Source organism: Pseudomaricurvus alkylphenolicus (assembly GCF_011683955.1).
Classification (GTDB): domain Bacteria; phylum Pseudomonadota; class Gammaproteobacteria; order Pseudomonadales; family Cellvibrionaceae; genus Pseudomaricurvus; species Pseudomaricurvus alkylphenolicus.
Genome location: NZ_JAAQPI010000027.1, coordinates 60450 through 72719 on the forward strand (window position 1 = coordinate 60450; position 12270 = coordinate 72719).

Annotated in this window: 14 protein-coding genes; 5 read left to right on the forward strand and 9 right to left on the reverse strand. The window is 51.3% G+C overall.

Going from position 1 to position 12270, the window contains the following annotated elements:
- Positions 1–7: 7 nt before the first annotated feature.
- Both HBA55_RS34700 and HBA55_RS34705 read right to left on the reverse strand, forming a co-directional pair.
- Positions 8–1039, reverse strand: coding sequence for a phage major capsid protein, P2 family (locus tag HBA55_RS34700; RefSeq protein ID WP_167000336.1), 1032 nt, complete (start codon positions 1037–1039; stop codon positions 8–10).
- A 51-nt stretch (positions 1040–1090) separates the two neighbouring features.
- Positions 1091–2113, reverse strand: coding sequence for a GPO family capsid scaffolding protein (locus tag HBA55_RS34705; protein ID WP_167000337.1), 1023 nt, complete (start codon positions 2111–2113; stop codon positions 1091–1093).
- A gap of 87 nt (positions 2114–2200) precedes the next feature.
- Between HBA55_RS34705 and HBA55_RS34710 the strand changes: the two genes are divergently transcribed.
- The 3 genes from HBA55_RS34710 (at position 2201) to HBA55_RS34720 (ending at position 5382) form a co-directional block, all read left to right on the forward strand.
- Complete coding sequence (locus HBA55_RS34710) at positions 2201–3982, forward strand: terminase large subunit domain-containing protein (protein WP_167000338.1); 1782 nt, start codon at positions 2201–2203, stop codon at positions 3980–3982.
- A 13-nt stretch (positions 3983–3995) separates the two neighbouring features.
- Positions 3996–5048, forward strand: a complete 1053-nt coding sequence (locus HBA55_RS34715; RefSeq protein ID WP_167000339.1) for a phage portal protein — start codon at positions 3996–3998, stop codon at positions 5046–5048.
- 82 nt (positions 5049–5130) lie between these two features.
- The gene (locus HBA55_RS34720) at positions 5131–5382 is read left to right on the forward strand and encodes an ogr/Delta-like zinc finger family protein (RefSeq protein ID WP_167000340.1); all 252 of its coding nucleotides are present in this window, start codon (positions 5131–5133) and stop codon (positions 5380–5382) included.
- Between the two features lie 2 nt (positions 5383–5384).
- On the opposite strand, the gene HBA55_RS34725 is transcribed toward HBA55_RS34720, so the two are convergent.
- The 7 genes from HBA55_RS34725 to HBA55_RS34755 all read right to left on the reverse strand — a co-directional run bounded on the left by HBA55_RS34725 (position 5385) and on the right by HBA55_RS34755 (position 10587).
- On the reverse strand, positions 5385–5621 hold the full coding sequence (locus HBA55_RS34725; RefSeq protein ID WP_167000341.1) for a hypothetical protein: 237 nt from the start codon (positions 5619–5621) through the stop codon (positions 5385–5387).
- Positions 5622–5954: 333 nt separating this feature from the next.
- Positions 5955–6224, reverse strand: coding sequence for a hypothetical protein (locus HBA55_RS34730; protein ID WP_167000342.1), 270 nt, complete (start codon positions 6222–6224; stop codon positions 5955–5957).
- A 20-nt stretch (positions 6225–6244) separates the two neighbouring features.
- Positions 6245–6778 carry a DNA N-6-adenine-methyltransferase gene (locus tag HBA55_RS34735; protein ID WP_167000343.1) on the reverse strand — a complete coding sequence of 178 codons (534 nt, stop codon included), beginning with the start codon at positions 6776–6778 and terminating at the stop codon, positions 6245–6247.
- A 27-nt stretch (positions 6779–6805) separates the two neighbouring features.
- The gene (locus tag HBA55_RS34740) at positions 6806–7468 is read right to left on the reverse strand and encodes a hypothetical protein (RefSeq protein WP_167000344.1); all 663 of its coding nucleotides are present in this window, start codon (positions 7466–7468) and stop codon (positions 6806–6808) included.
- Between the two features lie 62 nt (positions 7469–7530).
- Positions 7531–9597 (reverse strand): replication endonuclease, encoded by a 2067-nt coding sequence (locus tag HBA55_RS34745; protein WP_167000345.1) that lies wholly within the window; start codon positions 9595–9597, stop codon positions 7531–7533.
- 282 nt (positions 9598–9879) lie between these two features.
- The gene (locus HBA55_RS34750; RefSeq protein ID WP_167000346.1) at positions 9880–10269 is read right to left on the reverse strand and encodes a hypothetical protein; all 390 of its coding nucleotides are present in this window, start codon (positions 10267–10269) and stop codon (positions 9880–9882) included.
- A 39-nt stretch (positions 10270–10308) separates the two neighbouring features.
- Entirely contained in the window at positions 10309–10587 is a 279-nt protein-coding gene (locus tag HBA55_RS34755; protein ID WP_167000347.1) for a hypothetical protein, read from the reverse strand.
- Between the two features lie 704 nt (positions 10588–11291).
- Between HBA55_RS34755 and HBA55_RS34760 the strand changes: the two genes are divergently transcribed.
- Together HBA55_RS34760 and HBA55_RS34765 are read left to right on the forward strand one after the other, a co-directional pair.
- Positions 11292–11645 carry a hypothetical protein gene (locus HBA55_RS34760; protein ID WP_167000348.1) on the forward strand — a complete coding sequence of 118 codons (354 nt, stop codon included), beginning with the start codon at positions 11292–11294 and terminating at the stop codon, positions 11643–11645.
- A 36-nt stretch (positions 11646–11681) separates the two neighbouring features.
- Entirely contained in the window at positions 11682–12032 is a 351-nt protein-coding gene (locus HBA55_RS34765) for a hypothetical protein (RefSeq protein WP_167000349.1), read from the forward strand.
- Positions 12033–12270 lie beyond the last annotated feature (238 nt).

Genomic DNA, 12270 nt, shown 5'->3' on the forward strand with positions numbered 1-12270 from the left:
TTCCGAATTACTGCCAGCCGCCCGCGCCATCGGGCAACATAACGTTACCGAATTCGAAACCGGCGGCAGCCTCTTCGTCCTCGATCACATAGCCTTCGTTGACGCTGTTGAAATCTTCCACACGCGAGCGTTTGGCGTTGTCAACAATGCTACGGCGCCAACTGTCCTCTTGGTAATAGATGCTCAGATTCTTAAGCGAGGTCACCAGCAAACCGCGAGATGGGAAGAACGGCAAATCGGTCACCAGCGGCAGACTGGCGTACACCTTGGTCACCACTTCGTTCTCGACGCGCTCTTTCTCCGACGGCGTTTGACCCAGCGCCTCATAGAGACGGGCTTTCTCTTCGGCGATCAGATCCGTACCCGCGACGGCTACCAGATCCTTACGACGCATGGGATCAATCATCACCAACAGCGCGTGAACCGCACTGTCCAAGTTAGCAAAGTCACCGCCCGCGCCGATCTGAATTTGGTTGGCGGTACCACCCTGAGTGAACCATTGTGCACCGCCGTTATACTGTCGCAGAAGCTCCAGCCAGCCGATGTTAAGATCTTCACCGTTGGGATTTGTCCCAGGATCCGTAGCAGCAGCAGCGCTGGTTCCGTACCACCCCACCTTGATACGAGCCAGAGCAATGGCGTGGCGTACCCAGTCGCCGTAGCGCTTTTGGAAATCCTTGAACTTCGCCCAGGCATCGACGGTGGCATAACGCATATGCGTATCAAACTCGGTAAAGTGCAGCTCATAATCAGAGCTACCCAGCGTCAACAGTTCACTGGTTTGACGATCGTTGTTGTCGGTATCGGTGCGCTTGCCCATGAGACCGGAAACACCGCCAATCACCTTCTGCCCTTTTAGCTCATCGACCGGAACGATGTTAATGCTTTTTAGGAAGTCGTCGTTTTCGACAATGGCATCTTGCAGACGCTGGGCCAGGGTCGGCGTGACGGAGAATTCCTTTTCGACAGTGGCGACGCCGTAGGTTTTGGCCATATCGGCCTTCATTTTGCTAAAAGCGAGTTCTGTTCTTTCTTTCATGATTCTGTCTTCCGCGTGATTGCTATGAATGTGTCGGGTGATCGTCCTTGATTAAAGACACTCGACCTCGCCGCCCTCGCCTGCGTTTTCTTCGGCCTGAGTACCCTTTCCGTCGGGCACATCATCGAGCTTGGCAAACTCTGTTTCTAGGGTTTTGAGTCGTTCAGAGGCCGCATCGAAATCTTGACGCAGTTTCTCGTTTTCTGACTTCAAGGCGCTGAACTCTTTGGCGGCGGTAGCTTCGCCACCCTCGCCCCCTTCGCCGCCCTCGCCACCAGAACCGTCGGCATCTGGGGTTTGAGGTTTATTGCCCATGGCATCGATCAGTTTGGAAAACTGAGTCTCTAGCGCTTCGGAAAAGGAGTTTTTCAGTTCGTCGATTTGATCTTTGTTCATAGCGTCGTCGTCCGCTTCGTGGGTTGATGCATGATCTCCGCGCTTGCCAAAGATGCGTTTGAGCAACGTTTCCTTGTTGCCGTCGGACTCGCCATCGGGCGCGCCGTCGTCCAAACTGTCGGAGAGGTTGAATTGATGGCCGGAGAAGACAATGGTGTTTTCCTCTTTGCCTTTGGCCGAGAAATGCAGTTCAGAGACTCCGGCGCTCGCCGGTTGGTCGGTCAGGCCTAAGCCTTTCAAGAAAAATTTACCAGTACCACGATAGTTCACACCAACCTCAATGGAAGGATGGGTGTATTCCCCTTCTCTGTTGGCGCGAATCATCCAGTCATTGGGTGCAATGATGCCCAACAGTTGATACTCACCTTTTAGGTCAGGCTCAGAGGCCGGAACCATCTTAAGCGCAACCACTTTGCCACCGCTGTAATACCGGCGATGATCCGGCCACAGCTTCGCGGTGTGCACTTTGGTGTTGTAAGTTTCAGCCATATCTTCGAGCCATTGCTTCTCGATGACTCGCCCGTCCTCTTCACCGTGTACCACACTGCCGGAAGTCGCCAGGACCACCCAACCGGTTTTCAAATTTCTTGCCATCGCCTTTGCCTGTGTTCGTTGTCGTTGCTGTTCGGTATGGACTGCACAGTAAAGCGCCACTGCCATTGTCTCAACGGCTTTCAATCCTGATATTTCCTAGATCCCGAATTCAGGAATTATCAGGAACGGTAGCGCACAAAAAACCGAATCGAAGCCCGTACACTTCGAACCATGAACGCAGCAGCCCCCAACATCGAAGAAAACACCAAAGGTCGCGGATACCCTCAAGAGGTAAAAGACGCGGCGAAATTCATGTACCTTCGTCGGGTACCAGTCAAACACATTGCCAAACAACTTGGCCTCAACAACACCCGTGTGGTGTACCAGTGGGTCAAGAAAGGCAATTGGGAGGCGATGCTTCAACACGAAACGGTGGCCGAAGCGACTTCTCGCAGAATGATTGCGCTGGTGGAAAAAGAAGACAAAACCGACGCCGATCTAAGGGAACTGGAAAAGCTCACCACGCTGCTGGACCGATTGGCGGGCATTGATTTGAAGAAAGCCAAGGCCGCCAGGGAAAGAGCACGGGCAGAGATTGGCGACCGTACCGGGGGATCGGGCAAGAAAGGTGGTGTTAATGACATCAGCAGCATCACACCAGAGAAACTAAAAGAGATCCGCGACGAACTGTTTTTCGAGTACCAGCACAACTGGTTCGAAAATCGTCATCAGCGAAGACGTTTTATTTTGAAGTCTCGACAGATCGGCGCCACCTTCTATTTTTCTTGGGAAGCGTTCGAGAACGCCGTGGTCAATGGCGAAAACCAAGCCTTCCTGTCTGCCTCGAAATCCCAGGCATTTTTGTTCAAGTCCTACATCTATAAGTTCGCGCTGGAATATTTTGATGTGAAACTGCGCGGCGGAGACAACATTGAACTGCTTAAGGACGGCAAACCGTGGTGTACACTCTACTTTCTGTCCACCAATAGCGCGTCCGCCCAAGGCCCCACTGGAAACCTGTACGTGGATGAGGTGTTCTGGATTCCAGGGTTTGAACGCCTCAATACCCTGGCCACTGGTATTGCCTCGCAAAAAAGATGGCGCACCACTTATTTTTCCACCCCGAGCGTCAAATCCCATGGCGCCTTCCCACTGTGGAGCGGTGAGAAGTACAACGAGAAACGCAAGAAAAACCCGGTTGAATTTGATCTATCCCACGACACGCTGCGCGGTGGACAACTAGGGCCGGATAATATTTGGCGTGATATTGTTACCGTCAAAGACGCCGAAGCCATGGGGTGCAATCTGTTCGATATCGAGGAACTACAGGAAGACTACACCAAGCTTGAATTCAACAACCTGTTCATGTGCCAATTCATGGAGGCCGGGCTCAGCGTCTTTGATCTTGACGATCTGCTAGCAGGGGCCGTGGACAGTGTAGTGTGGGTGGACTTCAAGAAAAAAGAGGTTCGCCCCTACGGCAACCACCCGGTGTGGATCGGTTACGACCCGGCCCGCGTGGGCGACCGCTCCACCGCCGTCGTGGTGGCACCGCCGCTTAACCCCAAGGGTAAGTTCCGAATACTGGAAAAGCTCAACCTCAAAGGCACGTTTAAGCACCAAGCCAGTCGAATCAAGGAACTGACAGAGCGCTACAACGTCCAGTTTATCGGCATTGACCGAACAGGTATTGGCCTGGGTGTGTTTGAGGAGGTGCAGCTATTTTATCCGCGGGCAACCCCCATTCATTATTCACCAGAGGTGAAAACCACATTGGTACTCAAAGCGGTGGATGTGGTGGAACGCCATAAAATCCAATGGGACGCCGAACACACCGACATTCCTCAGGCGTTTTTGCAGGTCCACCAAACCACCACCGGCAATGATCAAATCACCTACGCCGCCGACCGTACTAGCGCCACCGGCCACGCGGACGTGGCGTGGTCCATCATGCACGCACTTCACCATGAACCCTTAACCGGACGCACCAAGAAAACGTCCATTGCCATATAACGGATCGATACCCATGCGAAAAGGCCAACTGAAAACACAACCCCACTCGTTTATACGGGATCCGCACCAGCTCAAAGCCCCTACTGGTGGCAGTGGGTCGGCGATGGCGTTCAGCTTCGGTGACCCCGAAACGGTACTCACCAACAACTTGACCGACTACCTTGGCATGTTCGTCAATCCGAACGGTGATTACTGGGAACCCCCGGTCAGCCAAAGCGGATTAGCGAAATTGCTTCGCGCCAACGGACACCACGGCACCATCGCCTACTTCAAGCGAAACATGCTGTGCCGCTGGTATAAGGATAATGATGTATTGTCCCGGGAAGAGTTAGGCAAGGCGGGCTTTGACCTGGAGGTGTTCGGGAACGGTTACTTGCAGATCCTCAACAATCGCAAAGGGCAACCGCGCTGGCTTCGTCATTTACCGGCGATCAATATGCGTCGCATGAAAGAGGCCGACCGGTATTGCATGCTTCGACCCGGTAAAGACCCCCTACCTTTCAAAGCCGGTGAGGTGGTGCACATCAAAGAATACGATCCCATGCAACAGATCTATGGGGTTCCCCAGTACCTGGGCGGAATCCAGTCGGTATTGCTCAATGAAGACGCCACGATGTTTCGCCGGAAGTACTACAAGAACGGCGCCCACATGGGGTATATCTTTTACATGGCCGACCCCAATTTAGACGAAAAGGACGAAAATGCCATCAAAGAAAAGGTGACTCAGAGTAAAGGCGTTGGGAACTTTCGGAGCATGTTTATCAACATTCCCGATGGAAAGCCCGAGAGTGTGAAAATCATCCCGGTGGGCGACATCGCCACCAAGGATGAATTCGAGCGGGTGAAAAATCTGACGCGCAGTGACGTACTGGCCATGTGGAGAATCAACGGCGCCCTGGCGGGCATCCTGCCGGAGAATAACAGCGGCTTTGGGGATCTAGACAAGATCAGCCGCAACAACTACGAAAACGAGGTGATACCGGTACAGCAAAAAATCCTGCAACTGAATGACCACCTACCCCGTCATCTAAACATCGGTTTTGAGAGTCCAAAAGAGGCGGCGTAGTGCAATGAACGCAATGAGAAACTACAGGCCCACCCTGTGCTGTGATAAACTGATCCCTTCAATTATTGGGGAGGAGGACAACGTGTTAGTAACCTGCACTGAATGCGGTAGCAAAGCCACCATTTCCAGTCGCCAGACCAAAGACCCCAAAGTTTCCGATCTCTATTGCACCTGCAAAAATGTTCATTGTGGGCACACGTTTGTGTCCACCCTATCCTTCAGTCACACCATTTCCCCTTCGGCCAAACAGTCAAAGGGGATGATGATTGATATGTTGATGGCTATGCCCAAGCATGAGCAACAGCAACTGTTGCGTCAGGCCGATTTACTGTAACGCTATCCGCCCGGCTTCTCTGCCTCTTCGCTCAACACCTCATATATCTTATCCGCCAATTCACGACCAACGACGATGGTGTCACCGGGCAACATGTCGTTGGCCATGATATGGATGCCCCCAACGAACATATCTGACGGCGCGCGCCTTTTAGGCTTGCCATAGTCATCGAGCGCGGCCAGATTCTCTCTAAGCCGACGCATCATTTCTTCAGCATTCTTTTCGGTAAAGTCAACCATCCCACTACCCCATATTGATTAGTACTGCAAAATTTGAAACACCGGCACTAAGATTCTACAGACCTACGGCCCTAACTGCCTCAAGAAGAAGAATCCGGCATCACCCGTCAGAAGAACTGATGCGGCGTCCAATAGAACCCAACAGCAAACGACAATTACCACCGCTATAGCTGCCGATCCAACTGATTCAATGTCCATGATGTATCACCTCAATGTGTGGAGTATGTGGGGCGCTACTCCCACTCCCAATTTACTACCGCTTAAAGTTGTCTCCATGGGACCGATCCGACTGGCCGGGCGTCTGCTTTCCGCCTGATACTCCAAAATCTGGTATTACTTCTCTTTGCGCTTGAAACTCTTACCCAGGTACAGCTGCCCATAGGCATTCCCCCCGCCCGACAGGTGCCAACTCAGCTTACCAATGGGCTTGGCTGCGCGCTTTAGTACAAGACCCTGCTGTTTCGCCGCGGTTGGAGACTTAGCATTCAAGAATTTTGGAACCAAGTCTATCTCAGAGTTAGAAACCGAAAACTCTTCTCCATTTAGCAGGCACTGGCAGATCTCCATTGTTTTCTCTAGCTTTTCTCTGGTTCGCTTATCCATAAATTTCCCTTCAGTATCAATCAGATTAAGGAGTGCAGTTTTTCAGACTGGCGATCACACTCCAAATACACACCGCGATCGCTCATTTTCTTGAGCGCACCGGCGCACGCTTCGCCAAATGCAAACATAACGGTACCGGCACCGCTTCGACTTTTCTTGTGCTGATTCTCCCGGCCAGGAACAAAGTTAATCCGACCAGCTACAAACAACATCGAAGTACAGGCGGTCATTGCTTCCTGGCACCAAGCCGCGTCGGTCCGGCTAAATACCAAAGCGATGCCTTCGCCGTGATCAATCATCCTGCGGATCCACATCGGAGTGTCTTTTCCATATGGGGGATTTAGCCACACCCGCCCAAACCACGGCTTTTTTAATCCATCGTCAAAGATGGTGTATTTCTTTGACGCTGGCACCACTGTTTCCATGTCATGGGGTGATGATGGATCAAGGTCAAATTCCAAACCCAATGCCTCAAACACCCACGCCGGTGTGTACCACTCCACACTTTTGTGTGTGTTCTTAACCGCCTCAGTGTTTGTAAAGAAACCGTCCATTTCACCTCACTCCGCCAACACTACGAATCAAGCCACGAACGAAGGCAATGATTCAGAAAAATTGATAGCTGATCTCAAAGCTCTGATTACTTCATCTGGCCTACCGGACTTAACGGCTGGGCCATTTCTATTGAACTTTTCGATGGTTTCCTTGATAACCACTTCGTTCAAGTCTAGCTTTCCAAACTCACCGTCGAGTCGACTGAATTTGTAACTAAATTCCTGAAGATACTTGCTCAGCCACCAAGATGAGAACGTGTTTTTAACCCTGTCTTTCAGCTTTGAAATTCCAAATTTCTCAATGGTGACAAGCATGTCATCTACCCAGTCGACCGAGTAAGGATAGGAGCAGCAAAAGATGGCCTGATCTAGCAACGACAATTCCGAGAAGTGCTTTTCAATCACCACCTTTAATTCCCGCTCGACGCGATCGCGCCTTGCCTTTGCCTCTCTTTCCTGCCGTATCTTCTTCTCTTTGGCATGTCGAACCTTAACCTCAAATGCTCGAAAGGTTGCGACCGCTTTGTCAATATCGCTCAGCTCATCTATGCTCACGTATTGCGAAAGCTCCCGGCGGTGCTTCTCCATCGCGTTGGCGGTTCGCCTTAATGATGTCTGCTGTTTCTTCAATTCTTCGCTGCTCCAGGCTTTCGCCATTAAAGAGTCTGAAGTGCATTTTTCTTCGCTCATTTCCAAAGTCCCCATTCAGATTTGAATTCGTGAATTTTGAGTTTTCGGGATTCTCCGAACAGTTATTGACACAAGTCCAAGGCGTCGCGCTGCGCGCTCCTTGCAATGGCCACATCGTACTTCGTACGAGCGGCCACTGTTCCGAGCGGCTGCACCGTCCACACCTTGTCCCGGGTTTTGATCAGTCTCGACACATTGCGCATCACCACGCCGATCACTTTGGTGACTTCATCACCGTGTTCATTTTCGGTCAGGGCCGACAGGGTTTTGAGTCGCTGGACACCCTGCTTTTCATACAGCGAGCAGGTAACCATGGCTTTACGCACTCTCATCCTCGCATCGGCCACCAACTCCATTTCGATGTTTTTGATTTTGATCGACCAACGATCCTTGGCGGCCTGGGTTTTCTTCTCATCGCGATTTCGCTTCGCGGTATCGACTCGCCCGCGCGACCTGGCTGGAACCAACATCATTGGATCGTCGGCAGCCGTTTCCAATTCAGCTTCGGCGTCGGAGTGCGCTTTTGGCTTCTGGCGAGCGGCAAACGCACCGCCCATTAGATCAACGAACATAGCCCAGTCCCCTTTGTCAGCAGCGGCGCGCACGGCTTCGGCGGTCGTTTCGTCCCAGTACTCGCCATCCAGAGGGTCGCGCAATCGTCGAAGCTCACGCCAGACCGTTACCGATGCGGTGCCAATTTGCTGGAACTGCCGGATATTCCACGTTGATGCCCAGGCACGAACACGCATGGCGCCATCGGCTGCACTGATGCCCCCTTCCCAGTCGCCAACTACGCCTTTACCGGCAATGTTTTTGGATATGTACTTGGCGATGTAAGCGACGGCACTGCCCTTGTTTGGATCGATTTCGGTCACATCCCATCTGTAACCCTCGGCACCGTTTTCGTCGCCGTCTTCACGCATGGCATGGTCGCCAAAAATTTCAACAGCCCGCGCCGCATGAAATGGAGAAAAGAACAACACCAAGTGCCAGTGAGGCGTGCCATCCTGATGAGGCTCAACAACGCGAAAACCAAAACAGCGAATACCTTCGCGGTGCCACTCCGAACGGATGTTTGCCCACACGCTGCACAAATAGTCGTTGGCATCACGAGGCGTCGCGCCCTTATACTTTTTATTCAATGAGCCGTTATAGTTTTGCGCATGGTATTTGGACGGACACGTGATTGTTAGGAACAAACCCTTTAAATCCAACGCCTGCGCGATCTCCTCCCAACCGCGCATTCTTGTCATCAACTCATCGTGCCGATGCTCAGGATTGGATACCGATGCCTCTACCGCTTCGAGCAATGGCAACACCTCACCCATTCCGCCGTCGCGATTCAGTGACTCCACCTCCATACCGGCGAGTAATTTACGGTTGGCCCACTGCTGCCCCAACCAACGCTTGTAAGCCCAATTAGAAACGTATGGTGACTTGCCTTTGCGAACAAACCCCATCAACCGCATCACCTGTTCGGTTTGGCGAGCGAACAACACACGAAGACGACGACGCCACCACTTCTCCTCTTGCACCTTATGGCAAGCACCCAACTGTTTTGTGCGTATCATTTCTTCGGTATCAGCGGGCTTAATGTTAACCGGCCACTCCAAACCCATCGCCTCGACAATTGCTTGTAACACGTCGGCAGACTCCTGTATTGCATCCTCGACCTGATCAGATTCGCAGGCCACCTTAAACTCTTCGGCACATACCCCTGCTTTAACGCGGGAAACTTCAACCACGTCATCGGCGGACATAGACGAAGAAAGCCCCAAACCCTGGGTTACAAGTCGATCCGCCATCGCTTGCAGTTGCTCCACAGCAACCATATGTCCGCGCTTTCTTTGGATACGATCGTAGTAGGCGCGTAAGGACAACGATGCGCCGGAGTGCTTAGCCAAGATGGGCTCAACGTCGCGCAGGGTTTGGAACTCTTTGAGCAGTTTGAGGTTGGCTTCTCGGTACCCTTCGCTTGCTGTAGTTTCTTGGTGGGCTTGGCGGAGTTTGTTTTCAATTCGTGGAAACTGTTTAACGATCCCGTCCACAAACTTGATGTTTTCTCGCTCGAAAGCGCCGAGGCGTCCAGTGTCGGTGCGATTACTAACGGTATGAGAAGACACAGCCACAATAGGATTCCTTGTTTTACACTTTCTCTAACATTGAATAACGGGCACATTCTATGGCCTCCTGTATTGGGAAAAGATCGAACTCCAGCACCTCGCACCACTGAAGAAATAGCGACTCATCGTCGAAAAATATGCTCACCGCCCCGATCTGCATTAGCATGGAGCAGCCCTCCACGCACCACCTCAGGTTATATTCACTCAGACGCATCATGTTTATATGGGCAGCGACAATTCCGGGCTCGCTACTGTATTGGAATGGTCGAACCCATCCATCCTCACAAATCAGCATTGGGCAGCCTCCCGATTTGCATCTGACATTGACTCCAGGACTTGTTTGGTAGCAATTAAACGACCGCAGGTAATCGAGCAACCGTGACCTAATCTAGCCAACGCGCGAACGATCAACGATCTTTGGTAACTGGAGAATTTTTTGGCGGGGGTTTGCGGTGTAGCCCAATCCAACGTCATGGGGGCTTTACTGTCGGCAAGATAGAGCGCGGCCAACTTAACGTCTTCGTTGGCTTCGGCCCATGAAATGGAAAACGCATCGATGTCTTTTTCAGATTCCAACTGACTGAAAATTGTATCGATCCATCGAACAGCAGCTTGCTTATCGTGATCATTCACGCGACTAAAGAAGTCTTCCTGAACCGGCGGGAAATTGATATCCATAAATCACTCCACGAAGTAAACGTATTGATGGGTATTTTGTTAAAACGGAATTTCGTCTGGATCGAACTCATGCATTTCATAACGAGACAGTTCGAGTGATTCGAATATCGGAAATAGATCAAGACCCAGTGCCTCACAGCACTGCAAGAAAGCCTGCTCAGTGTGAAACTCGATGTGCATCGCCCCTAGGTGAATACGAAAGTAGCCACCGGCAACCCACCACCTTACTGATACGCGCCGGTCATACGGCAAGCCAAAGGTGGCGCCCAAGAAACTGGCAATCTGAACTTCGATAAAAACGAATGAATGTCTATTCATGATTTGACCCAACGTCATTGTTTCGGCGGGAGCAACAAACAGACGAGCGACAATAACTACTGGCGCAAAGCCCCCAGATCCCTAAAAGTACAAACTGAAATTTGGTTGACGGCTAGGCCAGACCAGCGTGCTGAGTTACCGCGTGTCGATTAAACTGATTCTTGCGCGAGGCATCGCCGGAGCCCCAACAAACGGGACACACTGACTTAAGAACCATTCCGCGCGCAGGCAGACCATCTTTAGTCAAAGCAGTTGTGCGAGGAGATCCAGCGGGAAACATATACACTGTGCGGTGAACACCACTGCCCTGGCAGCAGGGACACGCGGAGTTTTCCGACTTACTCACTTTATGGGCAAGTGACGACTGGCCGCCTTTCAGATTCAAGTTACAAACGACATCGCCGGGAGGTGGGAACCCAACAACCCTAGAGGCTGTTGATTCAGATTGTGTACAGGTAGGCAAATTCATAATTCCATCTCATCAGTTGTCCATGCACTCAGGCGTTAAATGTGGCCGGGAGGGAGCGACCCTTTCCGGCCTGCCTGAGATGGCCGCCCCACCAAGCAAGTCGAACTGGCGCCAACCGAGAATCGACTAAACTTGATGTAGGCGAGCTGAGTATACTCACCAGATATTAAATTTACATACCTGATGAGGATACCGAAGGGCTTGACATACAGTTAGAATGGAGTTTTAAGAAAAAATGATTCTAAAAACTGGCGCCAACACCATGATCACCACCGATCAATTCTTAGACATGTGTGCTGAGAAAACTGGGTCTGATTACCAGACCTCCCTAGCCCTTAACAAGCCACCCAGCTACGTTAGTAACATGAGACGTAGAGGTGGCGTCCTGCCGGATGACACAGGCCTAAAAGTCGCCGAACTGCTGGACTTTCCTGACGACTCAATGATCCTTTGCCTAGCAGCCGAGCGAGCCCTGAAAAGCGGCAGCTTCGAGTATGTAGAGAGACTCAGAAAAGCCGCCGAATCACGACTGCCCGGTGACATTCCGATACAACAGGAGCTTATCCCTAGTACCGGCACTCACAAATAGCCGCCCTTCAACATATTGATTTAAAAGGATTTCAGCATGAAGAGCGCGCAGGCAGACTTAGCGTGTCCTATCACTACAAGCCAGTTCCTTGACATGTGTGCGGACAAACTTGGAACTGATTACAAGACTTCAAAGGCCCTCGGAAAACATGCTAGCTACATCAGCAATATGAGGGGCAGAGGAGGTATTTTGAGCGACGAAACCGCGATCAAGATCGCTGATATTCTAGACTTCCCAGTTGCCTCAATTTTGCTCTGCCTAGCGGCAGAACGCGCCGTAAGAGATACACAGTTTGAAGGTGCCGAAAAGGTGGTTGAGGCAGCAGAAATGCACCTACCAAGGAAAGCGCCAGCACGGCGAGAAATTCACCTTTCTACAAGGCTATAACCGGCAAATCCTTTGACAGAACGCCGTTTAAAATCAGGCTGTAACTTATTGAATTTAAAGGTATTAATCAGTAGTTTTTAACTGCTGTAATACACATTATGTGAAATTGGGTTGTAGGCGCAATATAGTAATGTCCTATTTGAGCAATTTAGAAATGTCCGCTTTTGCGTATGATATTCGGCCCTTTACCGGACAGATCGACGCATTAGGAGCCATTTTCGATGGGAAGTTTGCTGAC

Bases quoted from the DNA above. Each gene is read 5' to 3' on its own strand.
- HBA55_RS34725 (WP_167000341.1), bottom strand. From the start codon at position 5,621: ATGGTTGACTTTACCGAAAAGAATGCTGAAGAAATGATGCGTCGGCTT.
- HBA55_RS34765 (WP_167000349.1), top strand. From the start codon at position 11,682: ATGAAGAGCGCGCAGGCAGACTTAGCGTGTCCTATCACTACAAGCCAG.
- HBA55_RS34710 (WP_167000338.1), top strand. From the start codon at position 2,201: ATGAACGCAGCAGCCCCCAACATCGAAGAAAACACCAAAGGTCGCGGA.
- HBA55_RS34755 (WP_167000347.1), bottom strand. From the start codon at position 10,587: ATGAATAGACATTCATTCGTTTTTATCGAAGTTCAGATTGCCAGTTTC.
- HBA55_RS34730 (WP_167000342.1), bottom strand. From the start codon at position 6,224: ATGGATAAGCGAACCAGAGAAAAGCTAGAGAAAACAATGGAGATCTGC.
- HBA55_RS34715 (WP_167000339.1), top strand. From the start codon at position 3,996: ATGCGAAAAGGCCAACTGAAAACACAACCCCACTCGTTTATACGGGAT.
- HBA55_RS34760 (WP_167000348.1), top strand. From the start codon at position 11,292: ATGATTCTAAAAACTGGCGCCAACACCATGATCACCACCGATCAATTC.
- HBA55_RS34735 (WP_167000343.1), bottom strand. From the start codon at position 6,778: ATGGACGGTTTCTTTACAAACACTGAGGCGGTTAAGAACACACACAAA.
- HBA55_RS34750 (WP_167000346.1), bottom strand. From the start codon at position 10,269: ATGGATATCAATTTCCCGCCGGTTCAGGAAGACTTCTTTAGTCGCGTG.
- HBA55_RS34740 (WP_167000344.1), bottom strand. From the start codon at position 7,468: ATGAGCGAAGAAAAATGCACTTCAGACTCTTTAATGGCGAAAGCCTGG.
- HBA55_RS34700 (WP_167000336.1), bottom strand. From the start codon at position 1,039: ATGAAAGAAAGAACAGAACTCGCTTTTAGCAAAATGAAGGCCGATATG.